Below are 16284 nucleotides of genomic sequence, written 5' to 3'. Positions count from 1 at the left end.
GCCGGGCGCGATCTTCTGCAAGCGGCCGCCCGCAGCGGGCGAACGGGAGTGCACGGATGACGGAAACCGTTCTCATCGTCGGCGCCGGCCCGGTGGGCCTCGCCGCGGCGCTGGAGCTGGCGCGCTACAAGGTGCCGGTGCGGCTCGTCGAGCGCAGCCCCGAGCCCGCGCTCGCCTCCCGCGCCGTGGTGGTGTGGGCGCGCACGCTGGAGCTGCTCGATCGGGCGGGGGCGAGCGCCGACCTCGTCGCGCGCGGCAACAAGGTCACCGCCGCCCACATCATCGCGGGCGGCGAGGCGCTGGCGCGCATCGCCCTCGACGGCATGGACACGCCCTATCCCTTTGCCCTCATGCTGCCCCAGCGCGAGACGGAGACGGTGCTGGAGCGCCATCTCGCCGCCTTCGGCATCGTCCCCGAGCGCGGCGTGGAGCTGACTGCCTTCCGCCAGGACGGCACGGGCGTGACCGCCAGCCTGCGCCACGGGGACGGCCGCGCGGAAAGCGCGCGCTTCTCCTGGCTCGTCGCCTGCGACGGCGCCCACAGCCCGGTGCGCCACGCGCTCGGCCTCGCCTTCGCCGGCGACACCCTGGACAGCGACTGGGCGCTGGGGGATTTCCGGCCGACCGGCCTTCCCTGCCCCGAGAACGAGATCGCCACCTACTGGCACGCGGAAGGACCCATCGTGTTCCTGCCGCTGGGCGCCGGGCGCTGCCGTTTCATCGCCGGCCTCGGCTCCTCGCGAGAGGCAACGCCCGCGTCGCCCACGGCGGCGGGCTTCCAGGCGCTCCTGGACCGGCGCGGGCCGGGGGGCATCACCCTCGGTGCGCCGGAGTGGACCTCCGCCTTCCGTATCAACGAGCGGCAGGTGGCACGTTACCGCGTGGGGCGGGTGTTCCTGGCGGGGGACGCGGCCCACGTGCATAGCCCGGCCGGCGGCCAGGGCATGAACACGGGCATGCAGGACGCCATCAACCTCGCCTGGAAGCTGGCGCTGGTGTGCCGTGGCATGGGAGCCGCCTCCGCGCTGCTCGACAGCTACGACATCGAGCGCCGGGCGGTGGGCGCGGAGGTGATCGCCGCCTCGGGCCGGCTTACCCAGGTGGCGACGATCTCCAATCCGGTGGGCCGGCAGCTGCGCAACGCCGTGGCCCACTTCATGCTGGGCCTGCCGGCCATCCGCCACGCGGTGGAAAGCCAGATGATGGAAATCTCCACCGGCTATGCCGTGAGTCCGCTGAACGGGCCCGCCGGGGGCGCGGGCCCGCGGCCGGGCACCCGCATGCCGCCGGTGGCGGGGGAGGAGGCCTATGGCGTGGGCGACACGCCCCGCTTCACCCTGCGGGCGCCGGGGGTGGCCGTGATCCCGGAGGAGATCCGCCACCGCGACCTGCTGGACCCTCGCATCCGGCCCCACGCCGCCGGCCAGGGCATCGCGCTGGTGCGGCCCGACGGCTACCTCGCCATGACCGCGGCCGATGGCGACTGGGCTCTGGTGGACGCCCATCTGGACCGGCTGGCGGCGGGCACGCCGTGATGCCATGGGCGGAAGTTTTCGGCCGGTGCCGGTTGAATGTCGCTCAAATGCCGCGTGGGCATGGCCGAGGACCCATGCGCCCAGCGCATGGGCCCTCGGCATGAGGCTTTCGGCCGCGTCAGGCGGCCGGGATGAGGGTGGAGCGCGCGGCGCCCCACCCTTGCTCTGGCGGGCTCAGCGCCCGGCGTTGATGGCGATGCCTTCGAGGTAGCTGATCTGCGCGAGATCGCCGGGCTGGACCTGCTGCAGGTCCGCCAGCACCTTGGGGTCGACCGCGCGCAGGGTGCGCACGCCGCCGTCCGGCCCTTCGAAGGTGACGGTGCCGGCCTGCTGGTTCACGTCCACGAAGATGGTGGTGAGCGTGACGGCGCGGATGCCGAAGCCTTCCGGCCAGCCGGGCAGGCCATCGTTGATGGCGACCTCGCTCAGCACCTCGCCGGGCGTGCCCTGGCGCGCCTTGCCGAGCCCGGTGACCACGCCCGGCACCACGCGGATGAGCAGCCGCTCGCTGTTGCGATAGGCGTCGAGATCGCCCAGGATCGCCGGCGCGACGATGGCCCAGCGCTTGCCGTTGGGCAGCTCCAGCACCATCCGGCGGGTGGCCGGATCGGCGGAGACGAAGCGCGCCTGGTAGATGAGCACCGGCACGGTGCCCACGCCTGCGATGGTCGCGGTTTCGGTCGCCGTCGGCTGCGGCTGGGCGCTGGCGCCGCCGGCACCCAGCAGGACAAGGGCGGACACGGCCGCCGCCATGACACGAACTTTCATGATGACCCCCCAATTGCGGCGCCCCGGCCCCGCCGGTTCGCGCGCCGCCGCGCGATAAAGCCAGATTCCCCGCCTGTGTCACAACCGTCCCCTCGCGGCAACCGTGCGGCAGGCTTAAGGCCGTGACAACACGCGGAAACCATTGTCACATGCGCGTCTGAAATCTATGGTGAATGTTACGTTCACATTCGGACGCGTGTGCGTAGCATGCGCCGAGGAACGTGTCGGCCGCGCGGGGGCATCCTCTGCGGTCCGCGACGGCACCAAAAGGGTGGGCGGCCCTCGGGATGGCGGTTTCATCGCCAGCGGCGGCCTGGGGAGGGTCGACGCATGAAGCGCATCGGTGAAACGGAAGCCGGCTTCAGCCTGCCGGCCATGGTGGGGCGGGGCCTCGACGCCGCGCGCGAGGCGGCCAAGGAGAGCTTTGCCCGCTGGCCCGGCTTCAAGGCTGTCGACGCCGCCGACAGGCGCGCGCCCCTGTTCGGCCGCGACGCGCCCTTTCCCTTCTTCTTCGAGAAGCCCAAGGCCGACCTGTCCGGCCGCCCGCCGCTGCCGGCGCCGCAGAAGCTGGTGGCCGATCTGCGCGCCTATTCGGGTATCCGCCACCGCGAGGCGGTGCCGGGAGACGAGGCCCTGGTGCTCGGTCGCCTCGGCCCGCTGGAGGTGCGCCTCGCCCGCACCGCGCGCGACGTGCGCCGGGCCCAGCGCCTGCGCTACAAGGTGTTTTACGAGGAGATGTCCGCGGTGCCGGACGCCGCGACCCGCCTCGCGCGGCGCGACATGGACAGCTTCGACGCCATCTGCGACCACCTCCTGGTGCTGGACTACGAGGCCGGGAAGATGGTGCTCGGCCGCCGCAAGCCGAAGGTGGTGGGCACCTATCGCGTGCTGCGGCAGAACGTGGCCATGCGCCACGGCGGCTTCTATACCCAGGGCGAGTTCGACGTGGCGCCCATCATCGCCGCGCACCCGCACCTCAATTTCCTGGAGCTCGGCCGCTCCTGCGTGCTGAAGTCCTACCGCAACAAGCGCACGGTGGAGCTGCTGTGGCACGGGGTGTGGTCCTACGTGCTGCGCAACAAGATCGACGTGATGTTCGGCTGCGCCAGCCTGGAGGGCACCGATCCCGCCGCGATGGCGCTGCCGCTCTCCTTCCTGCACCACAACGCGCTCGCGCCTGAGGAATGGCGCGCCAGCGCGCTGCCTGGCCGCCGGGTGGAGATGAACCGCATCGCCAAGGCGGACATCTCGCCCAAGGCCGCGCTGCAGAGCCTGCCGCCCCTGGTGAAGGGTTACCTGCGGCTCGGCGGCTTCGTGGGTGACGGCGCGGTGGTGGACCATCAGTTCGGCACCACCGACGTGATGATCATCCTGCCCGTCTCCATCATCAGCCCGCGTTATGTGGAGCACTTCGGCCCCACCGCCAATCGCCACGCCATCTGATCCGGCGGGGCGCGCGAGGAACGGATCGGCGTGCCCTCGCCCTGACGCATGCGTTGGGCGCCGCTGACGTCGGCGTGTGGCGTCCCGTTCGGGTGCCGGGGTGGTGTGTTCGGTCCATGAGCTCAGCCTGAGGCCGGCATAGCGCCGGCAGCGGCGAGGAAAGCGCCGCGCGCAGGTGCCCGCGGTCGCACCTGTTTCCCGCGCTGCTGCGGTCTCCGCTCGTCGCGCGAGAATCGCCGTCCTTTCTGAACGGGTGAGGTGCGACCGCGCATCCGCACACAGTGTCACCCGTCCCACAGGGCCGGCGGCACCGCATGCTTCCGCAAGGCTCGGGGCCGCACGGTGTCCCGCGAGAAGGGCGTGTCCCGCCGCATGTGGCCGGGGGAGGCGCGCCGCCATCCTCCCGGCCATGCGCCTTTCCCGCGCGGGCCGGTATCCGCCGTCCGTCAAATCGCTGTAGGGTGCGGCCTCCAGCCGCCCGGATGCGCCATGATCGAGATCACGCCCCGCCTCGCCATCTCCGAGGATGACATCGAGTTCGCCTTCGTGCGCGCCTCCGGTCCGGGCGGGCAGAATGTGAACAAGGTGTCGAGCGCGGTGCAGCTGCGCTTCCACATGGCCCGCTCGCCGGATCTGCCCTATGGCGTGAAGGAGAGGCTGGCGCGCATCGCCGGCCGGCGGCTCACGCAGGAGGGCGTCATCGTCATTCAGGCGCAGCGCTTCCGCACCCAGGAGCGCAACCGCCAGGATGCCGTGGAGCGGCTGGTGGAGATGATCCGCGCGGCCACCGTGGTGGCGCCGCCCCGCCGGCCCACGCGCCCGACCCTCGGCTCCAAGGAACGGCGCCTCGCCGCCAAGGAGCGCCGCGGTCAGATCAAGAGCCTGCGCCGGGACAAGCCCCACGCCGATTGATCCGGCGGCCTCCGGCAATCGGGGCGCGTGATTCGGCAGCCCCAGCAATCGTTCAGGGCTCGGCGACGACGGCGGGCCTCATGCCGCCACAGCGGCCGAACCGGCGGAGGGGCGGGCGCCCTTCCGCAGTCGACTTACTCACAGATCCAGCAGGCTGGGGGAGGAGCGCTCAGCGCGCCGCCTTCAGCAGGCGGTCGGCGGCGGCGCGTGCCTCGGTGGTGACGGTGGCGCCCGCCAGCATGCGGGCGATCTCCTCCCGCCGCAGCGCGGGCGTGAGGGCGGCGACCTTGGTGGTCACCGGCGCCTCGGGCGGGGGCTCGGCCGCGCCTGCGGGCGCGGCGTTCTTCGCGATCAGCAGGTGATGGTGCGCCCGCGCCGCCACCTGCGGCGCGTGGGTCACGCACAGCACCTGCACCTTCTGCGAGAGGCGCGCCAGCCGCTGCCCGATGGCGTCGGCCACCGCGCCGCCCACGCCGGTGTCGATCTCGTCGAAGATGAGGGTGGGCGCGGAGCCCCGGTCGGTCAGCACCACCTTGAGCGCCAGCAGGAAGCGCGCGAGCTCGCCGCCCGAGGCCACCTTCATCATGGGTCCCGGCCGGCTGCCGGGATTGGTGCGCACCCAGAATTCCACCGCGTCATGCCCCTCGGCGCCGGGGGCCTGGGGATCGTGCGTGACGCGGGTGAGGAACTCGGCGCGCTCCAGCTTCAGCGGCGGCAGCTCGGCGCCCACCGCAGCGTCCAGCGCCAGCGCCGCCCCGGCGCGGGCACGCGAAAGGGCTTCCGCCGCCGCGCGATAGGCGCCTTCCGCTTCCGCCTCCGCCGCGTCGAGCCGCGCGAGGCGGGCCTCGGACTGATCGAGCTGCTCCAGTTGGGCGGAGAAGCGCGCGGCGATCTCCGGCAAGGCATCGGGCGCGACGGCATATTTGCGGGCGGCCGCGCGCAGCGCGAACAGCCGCTCCTCGATGCGCTCCAGCTCGCGCGGCTCGAAATTCGCATCGGCGAGCGCATTCTCCAGGTGCCCGCGCGCCAGCTCTAGCGCGTCGAGCGCCTGGTCGATGGCCTCGACCGCCGGGCGGATCAGCTCTTGCGAATCGCCGGCGCGGCGCTCCAGCCGCCGCACGGCCGCCGAGAGGGAGGGGATGGGCGAGCCGCCGCCGCCGACCGCGTCGAGCGCCTCGGAGAGGTCGGTGGCGATCTTCTCCGCGCGCATCATGGCGCTGCGCCGCTCGGAAAGGGCGGCTTCCTCCCCCGTCTCCGCGCCAAGTTCGGAAAGCTCCTCCACCGCATGGCGGATGAAGTCGGCTTCCTTCTCGGCGGCGGCGAGGCGGGTGCGTTCCTCGCGGGCGGCGTCACGCGCCTCGCGCCAGCGGCGCCACAGGCCGCCGAGGGCGGCCACATCGGCGGTAAGCCCGCCATAGGCGTCGAGCAAGGCGCGGTGGGTGGCGGGGTCCACCAGGGCGCGGTCGGCGTGCTGGCCGTGCAGCTCCACCAGGCTGGCGCCGATGAGGCGCAGGGTCTGCACGCTCACGGCGGCATCGTTCACGGAGGCGCGGGTGCGCCCGTCCGCCATCTGGGTGCGGCGGATGATGAGCTGGTCTTCGTCCGGCAGGTCGGCGGCGGAGAGGACGGCGCGGGCGGGGTGATCGGGCTCGAGGTCGAAGGCGAGCGTCACCTGCCCCTTGGCCTGGCCATGCCGCACCAGCGACCCGTCGCCCCGCCCGCCCAGGGCGAGGGACACAGAATCGAGCAGAATGGACTTCCCCGCCCCGGTCTCACCGGTGAGGACGGTGAGGCCGTCCGACAGGGTGAGATCGAGCTTCTCGATGAGGACGATGTCCCGGATCGAGAGCGATGCCAGCATGGAGGATCAGCCGAGTCCCATCTTCTTGAACGCCTGGCTGATCCAGGACGCCTTGTTTTCCTGCGGCTCGGTGCCGGTGGACTTCACGAGCTTGTAGGCGTCCTTGTACCACTGGCTGTCGGGGAAATTGTAGCCCAGCACCGCGGCGGCGGTCTGCGCCTCGTTCACGATGCCGAGGGCCATATAGGCCTCGGTGAGGCGGAACAGGGCTTCTTCCACCTGCCGGGTGGTCTGGTATTGTGTCACCACCACCTTGAAGCGGTTGATCGCGCCGGTATAATTGCGCTGCTCCAGATAGTAGCGGCCGACCAGCATTTCCTTGCCGGCCAGCTGGTCGCGCGCCACCTCGATCTTCTTCTTGGCGGTCGCCGCGTATTCGGTGTTCGGATACTTGCGAATGACCTCTTCCAGGGCATCGAGGGCCTGGCGGGTCTTGCGCTGGTCGCGGGTGATGTCCGGGATGTTTTCGTAGAGCGAGGAGGCCACCAGATACTGCGCATAGGCGGCATCCGGCGAGCCGGGATACAGCGAGACGTAGCGCTTTCCGGAGGCGATGGCCTCGTCGTACTTGCCGGCCTCGAAATAGCCGTAGGTGGTCATGAGGAGGGACTTGCGCGCCCATTCCGAATAGGGGTGGGTGCGGTCCACGTCCTCGAAGCGCTTGGCGGCCCTCTCGGGCTCCTGCTTGCGCAGCAGGGTGAGCCCCTCGTTGTAGATCTTCTCGGCCGGCTCGTCGGGCGGGATCACGTCGTCCTTGTCGCTGGCGCAGGCGGAGAGCAGGGAGCCGCCCACCAGCACCAGGGCGAGGCCGAAGGCCCGGCCCTTGCCCTTGACGATCGCGCGCACGCGCTGTGCCGTGTCGATGAAAGTCATCACGATCAGGTTCCGTCCCGCGCCGGATGGCGCCGCTTTTCTAGAACATTCCCGCCGGCCGATGAACCGGCAAAATGAACCAGGCCCAATTGCTCAAGCGCTTGCGTCGCCGCATCGCCCTCGCGCGAACGGGTGCCATGCCTCCCGAACGCGCCTTTTAGCAGGATCCCGGCCTGGGGAAAGGGAGGGCGCCCGGCCGTCCACTTCCGCCCCGCCGGCGCCCGCCTCGGTCCCGCGACGGGCGCAAGGGGCGCCGCGCCGTGTTCACGTTTGCGGTATCGGTCCTTTCGGTCCGCATTGTGGCGAAGCGCGGTGCGTGCCGCCTTGGGCGCGCGCTGTGGCGGGGCGGCAACGGGCGCCCTCAATAGCTGACCGCCGCGAGATAGAGGCCGCAGGCCGGCGCCATGGGGCCGCAGCGGGTGCGGTCGGCAGCCTTCAGCGCCGCCTCCAGGTCGTCCGCGCTCCAGCGGCCCTCGCCTACCCGCATCAGCGAGCCCACCATGGAGCGCACCTGATGGTGCAGGAACGAGCGCGCGGAGGTGACCACGCGGATCTCGTCGCCCGCCCGCGCCACGTCGAGCTGGTCCAGGGTCTTCAGCGGGGAGGCCGCCTGGCATTCCGCGGCGCGGAAGGTGGAGAAATCGTGCTTGCCGAGCAGCCGCTGCGCCGCCGCGTGCATGGCCTCGGCATCGAGCTTCTGGGGAATGCGCCACGCCCGGTCGCGCTCGAGCGCGAGGTCCGGGCGCCGGTTCACGATGCGATAGAGATAGTGCCGCTTGGTGGCCGAGAAGCGGGCGTCGAACGTCTCCGGCACCTGCTCGGCGTGAAGCACGGCCACCGGGTGCGGCCGCAGCTGCGCGGTCATGGCATCGCGCACGGTGTCGGTGCGCCATTCGCGCGTGAGGTCCACGTGGGCCACCTGGCCGGTGGCATGCACGCCGGCATCGGTGCGCCCGGCGCCGGAAACCTGCACCTTCTCGCCGGTGAAGCGCTCGAACGCCTGCGCAAGCACGCCCTGCACGGTCGGCAGGTCCGCCTGGATCTGCCAGCCGGCGAACGGGGTGCCGTCATATTCGATGGTGAGCTTGTAGCGGGGCATGAAGCGCTGACGGGCCGGCGCTCAGGTGAGGCGTGCGCCGGGGGGCACCGCGTTCCCGCGCAGGAAGGCGTCTGCCGCCACGGGCTGCTTGCCCGCCTTTTGCAGCTCGACGAGCCGCACCGCGCCCTCCCCGCAGGCGATGGCGAGGTGTTCGTCCACCACCTCTCCCGGCGCTCCGGCGCCTTCGGCCAGGGTGGAGCGCAGCACCTTCACCCGCGCCTCCGGCTCGCCCAGCGGGAACCAGGAGCCGGGAAACGGCGACAGGCCGCGGATGCGATCATGCACCTCCTGCGCCGGCCGCGACCAGTCGATGCGGGTCTCGCCCTTCTCGATCTTGGCGGCGTAGGTGACGCCCTCCGCGGGCTGGGGCGTGAACACGAGGCCGCCCCGCTCCAGGGCGGAAAGCGCCCGGCCCATGAGGTCCGCGCCCACCAGCATCATGCGGTCGTGCAGCTCGCCGGCGGTCATGTCGGGGTCGATGGGAATGCGCTCCACCACGCCCACCGGCCCGGTGTCGAGCCCCGCCTCCATCTTCATGACGGCGACGCCGGTCTCCTTGTCCCCGGCCATGATGGCGCGCTGGATGGGCGCCGCGCCGCGCCAGCGCGGCAGCAGCGAGCCGTGGAGATTGAGGCAGCCGAGGCGCGGCGCCTCCAAAATGGCGGGCGGCAGGATCATGCCGTAGGCCACCACCACCGCAACGTCCGCGCCGTGGGCGCGGAAGACTTCCGCTGCCTCCTCGGTGCGCAGGGTCTTGGGAGTGAGCACGGGGAGGCCGAAGCGCTCGGCCACCTTGTGCACGGGGGAGGGGGTGAGGTCGAGGCCGCGCCGGCCGGCGGGCGCGGGCGCGCGGGTGTAGACCGCGACCACCTCGTGGCCGCGCCCGACGATCTCGGTGAGCGTTGGCACGGCGAAATCCGGCGTGCCCATGAAGACGATGCGCATGGGAGTATCCGAGCGGCCTTTTCAGCCCTCGGCCTCGCGCCGCGCCGCCTTGGTGAATTTCTTCATCACCCGGTCGCGCTTCAGCTTGGAGATGTGATCGATGAAGAGCACGCCGTTCAAGTGGTCGATCTCATGCTGCACGCAGGTGGCGAACAGGCCGTCCGCCTCCACCTCGCGCACCGCGCCCTCCAGGTCCTGGAAGCGCACCGCCACCCGCGCTGGCCGCTCCACCTCCTCGTAATATTCGGGGATGGAGAGGCAGCCTTCGCTATATACGGAAAGCTCGTCCGAAGAAGCGATGATCTCGGGATTGATGAGCGCCACCGGATTCTTCGGCTCGCCGTCGCGGGCGATATCGATGGTGATGACCCGCCTCTGCACCCCAACCTGGATGGCCGCGAGGCCGATGCCCGGCGCGTCATACATGGTCTCGAACATGTCCTCGACCAGCTTCCTGATCTCGGAATCGATCTTGCCCACGGGCTCCGAGGTGGTCCGCAGCTTGCTGTCGGGAATGATGAGGATGGGTCGCGTGGTCATTCTAGGGAAATAGGCGATGCCGCGGCCGCGGTCAATATGTTCATACTTTGTTCCGGTCTCGAATCGAGCTATGGAGCCCTATGTCCGACGTGCTGTTCACCCTTGCCGGTCATCCGGTTCCCGCGGGAGAGGCGCTCTCCGTCGCGCTCGCGGTGCTGCTGGCGCTGTTCGCCGTGGCGGTGGTCGGGCTGTGGCGGGCGGGGGAGCGGCGCGCCACGCGCGCGGCGGAGGAAGCGCTGCGGGCCCAGGAGTTCGACCGCCGCATGCGGGATCTCGCCCGCATCCAGCACGAGACGGCGGGCCGGGTGCAGAGCCTCGCGGAGGTGCTCTCCCAGCGCCAGAGCGAGCTTGCGCGCGCGGTGGCCGAGCGGCTCGACGCCAGCAGCCACCGCATCGGCGAGAGCATGAGCGCGTCCGCCCGCGCCACCCACGAGAGCCTGACGCGCATCGCCGAGCGGCTCGTGATGGTGGAGAAGGCCGAGCGCAGCCTCTCCGATCTCTCGGCCCAGGTGGTGTCCCTGCGCGACACCCTCGCCAACAAGCAGGCCCGTGGCGCCTTCGGCCAGGCCCGGATGGAGGCGCTCGTCTCCGATGGATTGCCGCGGGATTCCTTTGCCTTCCAGTATACGCTTTCCAACGGCCGCCGGCCGGATTGCGTCATCTTCCTGCCGGGCGACGCGCGCCCGCTGGTGATCGACGCGAAATTCCCCCTGGAATCGGTGACCGCATTCCGCGAGGCGCCCACCGCCGAGGCGCGCAAGGCGGTTGCGGCGCGTCTCAAGTCCGACCTCATGAAGCACGTGAACGATGTGGCCGAGCGCTACCTGCTGCCGGGCGAGACCCAGGACATCGCCCTCATCTTCGTGCCCTCCGAATCCGTCTACGGCGAGATCCAGGAGCATTTCGACGCCGTGGTGCAGGCGGCGTTCCGAGCCCGCGTGGTGCTGGTTTCGCCGACGCTGCTGATGCTTGCGGTTCAACTGGTCCAAGCGATTTCGAAGGATGCGCGGATGCGCGCGGAGGCGGATCGGATCCGCGCAGAGGTCGGGGCGCTGGTGGAGGACGTGGGGCGGCTGCGGGAGCGGGTGGGAGAGCTGTCGCGGCATTTCGGCCAGGTGAACGACGACGTGGCGAAGGTGCTGGTGTCGTCGGAGAAGATCGCGCGGCGCGGGCAGCGGCTGGAGCAATTGGAGTTTGGCGGCGCGGCGCCGTCGGAAAAGGCGGAAGGGGCCTGATTGGACCTTGCGCGGTGGGTCGGGGTGGCGGATTCTGAAGGGCTAGTGAATGAATCGCGCGCCTTCGGGCGGCACCGGCGAGCCGAGACCAGATGCCTGAACTGCCCGAGGTGGAAACCGTCCGCCGCGGCCTCTTGCCCGTCCTGCAGGGCGCCGTGATCGAAAGCGCGGAGGCGCGCCGTCCGGATCTGCGCTGGCCGCTGCCGGAGAATTTCGCCGCGCGCCTCGTCGGGCGGAAGGTGGAGGCGCTCGGCCGGCGGGCGAAATACCTGCTGGCGGACCTCTCCGGCGGCGAGGTGATGATCATGCATCTCGGCATGTCCGGCTCCATCCGGGTGGACGGCGCCGGGGCCCAGGGGGGCACCAAGGGGGAGGTCAAGGAGAAGCCCGGCGTGTTCCACCATCCGCGCGGGGCGGCCGGGCGGCACGACCATGTGGTGCTGCACCTGGCCGGCGGGGTCACCGTCACCTTCAACGACCCGCGCCGGTTCGGCGCCATCCTGATCGTGCCCTACGACCGGCTGGAGAGCCACCCGCTGCTGCAGGGGCTGGGGCCGGAACCGCTGGGCAACAGCTTCAACGCCGCCTATCTGGCGCAGGCCTGCGCGCGGCGGCACACCTGCCTGAAGTCGGCGCTGCTGGACCAGAAGCTGGTGGCGGGGCTGGGCAATATCTATGTGTGCGAGGCGCTGCACCGGGCCGGGCTTTCGCCGCGGCGGGCGGCGCACACCCTGGCCACGCGGGAGGGCGGGCCGACGCTGCGGGCCGAGCGGCTGGTGGGCGCCATCCGCGACGTGCTGCGCGAGGCGATCCAGGCGGGCGGCTCCTCGCTGAAGGACCACCGGCAGGTGGACGGGGCGCTCGGCTACTTCCAGCACAATTTCCGGGTCTATGACCGGGAGGGCGAGCGCTGCCCCACCCTGCGCTGCAAGGGCACCATCCAGCGCATCGTGCAGGGCGGGCGCTCCACCTTTTTCTGCCCGGTGTGCCAGCGCTGAGGGCGTCGGCCGGCCGCGCCGCCTTTCGGAAGGCTCCGGAGCACGGGCCGCGCGCAGGGGCCCCGCCGGCCCGCCACGGCGCCCGCCAGCCCCATGACGCAGAAGGCATCGCCGGCTAGGGCGGCGTTGCCCCCGGCTCGGCGTGCACGCGCGGTTTCGAGCGCGGCGCAATCCGGCGCGCGTGAAGAACGCGCGCCAATCCGGAAAGCCATCGCCTCTGGCCGATTCCATCAGACGGGGAAACGCTCCAGGGCATGTCCCGCGCGCACCGGCCTGCGGCGACCGCCCCGGATTCCGGAGATCACGCGTTTTCTTCGCGCAAACCGGAATCCACTTCGCCTGAAAATGCTCTAGACCTGTCCCGCACGCCTTGAGGCTGAACGAATCCGCCTGCACCGGGCGGCGACGGGGAGAGATGGGAATGTCATTCGAGACACTGCTTGTGGAGCGGCACGATCGCGTGGGGCTGATCCGGCTCAACCGGCCGCAGGCGCTGAACGCGCTCAATTCCGATCTCATCGGCGAGCTCAACGTGGTGCTCGACGCGTTCGAGGCGGACGCGGACATCGGCTGCATCGTCATCACCGGCTCGGAGAAGGCGTTCGCCGCCGGCGCCGACATCAAGGAGATGCACGCGCTCACCTACCCCGCGAGCTATGACGACGACTTCATCACCTCGTGGGAGCGCCTGTCGCGGGTGCGCAAGCCGGTGATCGCGGCGGTGGCGGGGTTCGCGCTGGGCGGGGGCTGCGAGCTGGCCATGATGTGCGACTTCATCCTGGCGGCGGACACCGCCAAGTTCGGCCAGCCGGAAATCAAGCTCGGGGTGATGCCGGGGGCGGGCGGCACCCAGCGGCTGACGCGGTTCGTGGGCAAGTCGAAGGCCATGGAGATGTGCCTCACCGGCCGCCTGATGGGGGCGGCCGAGGCGGAGCGGGCGGGCCTGGTCTCGCGCGTGGTGCCGGCGGCGGACCTGGTGGGCGAGGCGCTCGCCGTGGCCAAGACCATCGCCGACATGTCGACGACGGTGGCGATGCAGACCAAGGAGAGCGTGAACCGGGCCTATGAGACGACGCTGGCGGAGGGCATCCGCTTCGAGCGCCGGGTGTTCCAGGCCATGTTCGCGCTGGAGCACCAGAAGGAGGGCATGAGCGCCTTCATCGAGAAGCGCCCGCCGAACTTCCGCCGCTGAGGCCGGGGCGGGCCCGCGCCCGCCGGGCTCATCCTTCTCCGCGCGGCGCGCACCCTCGCGCGCCGCGCGGGCCTTGCCCGGCACCGGGCGGGGCCGGGCCTGTGGACAAGGGGATTTCTTCGCGGCCACGCCCATGGCCGTGTTGACAAGCCCAGCCACCCCCCGTATCTGTCGCGCTCCCTGCACAGGGAGCCCAGGTGGCGGAATTGGTAGACGCGCTGGTTTCAGGTACCAGTGGTGAAAGCCGTGGAGGTTCGAGTCCTCTCCTGGGCACCATTTGCTCTCCCACAACGGTCTGAGAGCATCTGAAAGCTCAAGCACATCAAGCGATCGACGCGTCGGCGTCAGCTGCCGGGCTCGTGAGGTCCCGTCGCATCCGGTGTGTGTGCAAGCATCGCGCCTATGCCGGCGGGGGGTGCCTGCGGATGCCGCTCACGGACACGGCCTTGCGCAACGCAACGCCGACGGAGAAGCCCTGCAAGCGCTTCGATGGCGATGGCCGGCCGCGCTGAGGCCGCTCTCCGCTAAGCTTGTGTTTCCTCTGCGCCATCCTCCAAAGGCGAAAAGCCTACGTCGCAGAGAGCCGCTTTTCAGGGGCCAAAGCGGCGGGCCGATTTCAGTGCCGGCGCCTCCGTGTCGTCATGCGCGGAAATCAATCGATTTCAATAATTGAATGTAGAAATATAACGAGTTGGATTGATTGAAATCCTTCCGCGATGGTGCCCCCGCATTTCGAGGGCATCATCATGGTCGAGCATCCCACCACCGCCGACACTCCCATGGACACTCCGGCGGGCGCCGGCGCTCCAGTCCTGCGGCAGCTGCGGGAGGGCATCGTTCCCGGCCTGGCGGTCACCTGCGTCATCGCCGGTGCCGCCTATGCGGTGCGGCTGCTGCCGGGCCTGGGGCTGGTGAGCCCGCTCGTCATCGCCATCCTGATCGGCATGGCCTACCACAACATCGTCGGTACCCCCCGCGCGGCCACGGCGGGCGTGAAGTTCGCGCTGCGGCGGGTGCTGCGCTTCGCGGTGGTGCTGCTGGGGCTCCAGCTCACCTTCGCGCAGGTGCGCACGGTGGGCGTGGTGGGCTTCGGCATCGTGGCGGTGACGCTGGCGGCCACCTTCTTCACCACCCGCTGGCTCGGCCGGCTGATGGGCGTGGAGGCCAGGCTCGCGGAGCTGATCGCGGCCGGCACCTCGGTGTGTGGCGCCTCGGCGGTGATCGCCACCAACACGGTCACCCGCGGCTCGGATGAGGACGTGGCCTATGCGGTGGCGTGCGTCACGGTGTTCGGCTCGCTCTCGATGCTGCTGATGCCGGTGCTCCTGCCCTATACCGGCTTTGATGCGCACGCCTACGGCCTGTGGACCGGCGCCTCGATCCACGAGGTGGCGCAGGTGGTGGCCGCCGCCTTCCAGGGTGGGCAGCAGGCGGGAGAGTTCGGCACCGTGGCCAAGCTCTCGCGGGTGATGCTGCTGGCGCCGCTGGTGCTGGGCCTGGGCGCGGCCGCCCTGTGGAAGGCGCGCGGCGACCAGGACGCCCACCACGCCAAGCCGCCGGTGCCGTGGTTCGTGTTCGGCTTCATCGCCATGGTGATGGTGAACAGCGCCGGGCTGGTGCCGGCGGAGGTGAAGGCCCCGCTCGTCACCCTCACCACCTTCCTGCTGGCGGTGGCGCTCGGCGCCATGGGCCTGGAGACCGACATCCGCAAGCTGCGCATGAAGGGCCTGCGCCCGCTCATGCTCGGCGCCGCTGCCTGGCTTTTCATCTCGGCGCTGAGCTTTATCCTGATCGCCGTCTTCATGAACTGACGCGATGGGCCGATGACGCTGGAACAGCTGCGGGTGTTCACCATGGTGGCCGAGCACCTGCACATGACGCGCGCCGCCGAGCGCCTCCACATGACGCAATCGGCGGTGAGCGCCTCGGTGGCGGCGCTGGAGGCCTCCTGCGGGGTGGCGCTGTTCCACCGGGTGGGGCGGCGCATCGAGCTGACGGACGCGGGCACGCTGTTCCTGCCGGAGGCCCGCGCCATTCTCGCGCGGGTGGAGGTGGCCGAAACCGTGCTTGCGGACCTCTCCGGCCTAAGGCGCGGCCGCCTCGCCCTCAAGGCCAGCCAGACCATCGCGAACTACTGGCTTGGGCCCCGGCTCTATCGCTTCCATGCGCGCCATCCGGAGATCGAGATCTCCCTCTCCGTGGGCAACACGGCGCAGGTCGCCGCGGCGGTGCTGGAGGGGGAGGTGGACCTCGGCTTCGTGGAGGGCGAGGTGAACGATGTGCTGCTCGCGCGCAGCACCCTTCCCGGCGACCGGCTGGTGCTGGTGGTGCCCGCCGGCCACCCCTGGGTGGGGCGGGCCCGCATCACGCCCGAGGAGCTGCCGCAGCTGCCGTTCGTGCTGCGCGAGGCGGGCTCGGGCACCCGCCAGATGTTCGAGAGCGCGCTGGCGCGGGCGGGCATCGGGCCGGAGCGGCTGCGGGTGGTGCTGGAGCTGCCCTCCAACGAGGCGGTGCTCAGCGCGGTGATCGCGGGGGCCGGCGCCACCGTGATCTCCGATCTCGCCGCGCGGGCGGAGCTGACGGCGGGCACGCTGGCGCGCCTGCCGCTGACCCTGCCGCCGCGCAGCTTCCACGCCCTGCGCCACGCGGACCGCTACCACTCGCGGGCCGCCGCGGCCCTGCTGGAGCTGGCGCGCGGCCCGGCGGACTGACCCGTTGAGGCCTCTTCACGGACCTCCTGGAGCGCTTTCCACTCGTGTAACGCGCGGCAGACTCTCCAGATTTTGGAGATCACGTTTCAAGCGAACCGGAATCCACTTCGCTTGAAAATGCTCCGGTCGGGCCTGCCCGGCATTTGGAGAAACCCGCCCGGCGCCGGCCAGG

Annotated in this window: 14 protein-coding genes and 1 tRNA gene; 9 read left to right on the top strand and 6 right to left on the bottom strand. The window is 70.8% G+C overall.

Translation table 11 applies throughout. The features are described from left to right. The first annotated feature begins 56 nt into the window (after nt 1-56). Nucleotides 57-1535, top strand: a complete 1479-nt coding sequence (locus V5F75_RS01470) for an FAD-dependent monooxygenase (protein ID WP_394037022.1) — start codon at nt 57-59, stop codon at nt 1533-1535. A gap of 174 nt (nt 1536-1709) precedes the next feature. Here the strand turns inward: V5F75_RS01470 and V5F75_RS01465 are convergent, their stop codons facing one another. After that, on the bottom strand, nt 1710-2303 hold the full coding sequence (locus V5F75_RS01465) for a hypothetical protein (RefSeq protein WP_509212134.1): 594 nt from the start codon (nt 2301-2303) through the stop codon (nt 1710-1712). Between the two features lie 330 nt (nt 2304-2633). Between V5F75_RS01465 and olsB the strand changes: the two genes are divergently transcribed. Both olsB and arfB read left to right on the top strand, forming a co-directional pair. Continuing rightward, nucleotides 2634-3746 carry a l-ornithine N(alpha)-acyltransferase gene (olsB, locus tag V5F75_RS01460; protein ID WP_394037026.1) on the top strand — a complete coding sequence of 371 codons (1113 nt, stop codon included), beginning with the start codon at nt 2634-2636 and terminating at the stop codon, nt 3744-3746. Nucleotides 3747-4235: 489 nt separating this feature from the next. Beyond that, nucleotides 4236-4658 carry an alternative ribosome rescue aminoacyl-tRNA hydrolase ArfB gene (arfB, locus tag V5F75_RS01455; RefSeq protein ID WP_394037028.1) on the top strand — a complete coding sequence of 141 codons (423 nt, stop codon included), beginning with the start codon at nt 4236-4238 and terminating at the stop codon, nt 4656-4658. Between the two features lie 169 nt (nt 4659-4827). Here arfB and recN read toward each other — a convergent pair whose 3' ends face one another. The 5 genes from recN to def all read right to left on the bottom strand — a co-directional run bounded on the left by recN (nt 4828) and on the right by def (nt 9976). Further along, on the bottom strand, nt 4828-6519 hold the full coding sequence (gene recN, locus V5F75_RS01450) for a DNA repair protein RecN (protein ID WP_394037030.1): 1692 nt from the start codon (nt 6517-6519) through the stop codon (nt 4828-4830). A 6-nt stretch (nt 6520-6525) separates the two neighbouring features. Next, a complete protein-coding gene (locus tag V5F75_RS01445; protein ID WP_394037040.1) occupies nt 6526-7392 on the bottom strand; it encodes an outer membrane protein assembly factor BamD in 867 nt (288 codons plus the stop codon). Nucleotides 7393-7753: 361 nt separating this feature from the next. Continuing rightward, on the bottom strand, nt 7754-8491 hold the full coding sequence (truA, locus tag V5F75_RS01440) for a tRNA pseudouridine(38-40) synthase TruA (RefSeq protein ID WP_394037032.1): 738 nt from the start codon (nt 8489-8491) through the stop codon (nt 7754-7756). 21 nt (nt 8492-8512) lie between these two features. Next, the gene (fmt, locus tag V5F75_RS01435; RefSeq protein WP_394037034.1) at nt 8513-9436 is read right to left on the bottom strand and encodes a methionyl-tRNA formyltransferase; all 924 of its coding nucleotides are present in this window, start codon (nt 9434-9436) and stop codon (nt 8513-8515) included. Nucleotides 9437-9457: 21 nt separating this feature from the next. After that, the gene (gene def, locus V5F75_RS01430) at nt 9458-9976 is read right to left on the bottom strand and encodes a peptide deformylase (RefSeq protein ID WP_394037036.1); all 519 of its coding nucleotides are present in this window, start codon (nt 9974-9976) and stop codon (nt 9458-9460) included. A gap of 80 nt (nt 9977-10056) precedes the next feature. Between def and V5F75_RS01425 the strand changes: the two genes are divergently transcribed. The 6 genes from V5F75_RS01425 (at nt 10057) to V5F75_RS01400 (ending at nt 16112) form a co-directional block, all read left to right on the top strand. After that, on the top strand, nt 10057-11211 hold the full coding sequence (locus V5F75_RS01425) for a DNA recombination protein RmuC (protein WP_509212133.1): 1155 nt from the start codon (nt 10057-10059) through the stop codon (nt 11209-11211). Nucleotides 11212-11303: 92 nt separating this feature from the next. Continuing rightward, nucleotides 11304-12209, top strand: coding sequence for a bifunctional DNA-formamidopyrimidine glycosylase/DNA-(apurinic or apyrimidinic site) lyase (gene mutM, locus V5F75_RS01420; protein WP_509212132.1), 906 nt, complete (start codon nt 11304-11306; stop codon nt 12207-12209). 421 nt (nt 12210-12630) lie between these two features. Then, nucleotides 12631-13401 (top strand): enoyl-CoA hydratase, encoded by a 771-nt coding sequence (locus tag V5F75_RS01415; protein ID WP_394041042.1) that lies wholly within the window; start codon nt 12631-12633, stop codon nt 13399-13401. A 191-nt stretch (nt 13402-13592) separates the two neighbouring features. Continuing rightward, a tRNA-Leu gene (locus V5F75_RS01410) sits at nt 13593-13677 on the top strand. A gap of 503 nt (nt 13678-14180) precedes the next feature. After that, nucleotides 14181-15212, top strand: coding sequence for a YeiH family protein (locus tag V5F75_RS01405; RefSeq protein WP_394034419.1), 1032 nt, complete (start codon nt 14181-14183; stop codon nt 15210-15212). 12 nt (nt 15213-15224) lie between these two features. Beyond that, entirely contained in the window at nt 15225-16112 is an 888-nt protein-coding gene (locus tag V5F75_RS01400) for a LysR family transcriptional regulator (protein WP_394034398.1), read from the top strand. Nucleotides 16113-16284 lie beyond the last annotated feature (172 nt).

Source organism: Xanthobacter albus (genome assembly GCF_043194895.2).
Classification (GTDB): domain Bacteria; phylum Pseudomonadota; class Alphaproteobacteria; order Rhizobiales; family Xanthobacteraceae; genus Xanthobacter.
The sequence above is the reverse complement of the archived record's forward strand: the minus strand, read 5'-3'. Positions and strand labels throughout refer to the sequence as shown.

What these genes read in the sequence shown, in the direction of transcription:
- V5F75_RS01470 (WP_394037022.1), top strand. Translation starts at nt 57, where the DNA reads ATGACGGAAACCGTTCTCATCGTCGGCGCCGGCCCGGTGGGCCTCGCC.
- V5F75_RS01465 (WP_509212134.1), bottom strand. Translation starts at nt 2,303, where the DNA reads ATGAAAGTTCGTGTCATGGCGGCGGCCGTGTCCGCCCTTGTCCTGCTG.
- olsB (WP_394037026.1), top strand. Translation starts at nt 2,634, where the DNA reads ATGAAGCGCATCGGTGAAACGGAAGCCGGCTTCAGCCTGCCGGCCATG.
- arfB (WP_394037028.1), top strand. Translation starts at nt 4,236, where the DNA reads ATGATCGAGATCACGCCCCGCCTCGCCATCTCCGAGGATGACATCGAG.
- recN (WP_394037030.1), bottom strand. Translation starts at nt 6,519, where the DNA reads ATGCTGGCATCGCTCTCGATCCGGGACATCGTCCTCATCGAGAAGCTC.
- V5F75_RS01445 (WP_394037040.1), bottom strand. Translation starts at nt 7,392, where the DNA reads ATGACTTTCATCGACACGGCACAGCGCGTGCGCGCGATCGTCAAGGGC.
- truA (WP_394037032.1), bottom strand. Translation starts at nt 8,491, where the DNA reads ATGCCCCGCTACAAGCTCACCATCGAATATGACGGCACCCCGTTCGCC.
- fmt (WP_394037034.1), bottom strand. Translation starts at nt 9,436, where the DNA reads ATGCGCATCGTCTTCATGGGCACGCCGGATTTCGCCGTGCCAACGCTC.
- def (WP_394037036.1), bottom strand. Translation starts at nt 9,976, where the DNA reads ATGACCACGCGACCCATCCTCATCATTCCCGACAGCAAGCTGCGGACC.
- V5F75_RS01425 (WP_509212133.1), top strand. Translation starts at nt 10,057, where the DNA reads ATGTCCGACGTGCTGTTCACCCTTGCCGGTCATCCGGTTCCCGCGGGA.
- mutM (WP_509212132.1), top strand. Translation starts at nt 11,304, where the DNA reads ATGCCTGAACTGCCCGAGGTGGAAACCGTCCGCCGCGGCCTCTTGCCC.
- V5F75_RS01415 (WP_394041042.1), top strand. Translation starts at nt 12,631, where the DNA reads ATGTCATTCGAGACACTGCTTGTGGAGCGGCACGATCGCGTGGGGCTG.
- V5F75_RS01405 (WP_394034419.1), top strand. Translation starts at nt 14,181, where the DNA reads ATGGACACTCCGGCGGGCGCCGGCGCTCCAGTCCTGCGGCAGCTGCGG.
- V5F75_RS01400 (WP_394034398.1), top strand. Translation starts at nt 15,225, where the DNA reads ATGACGCTGGAACAGCTGCGGGTGTTCACCATGGTGGCCGAGCACCTG.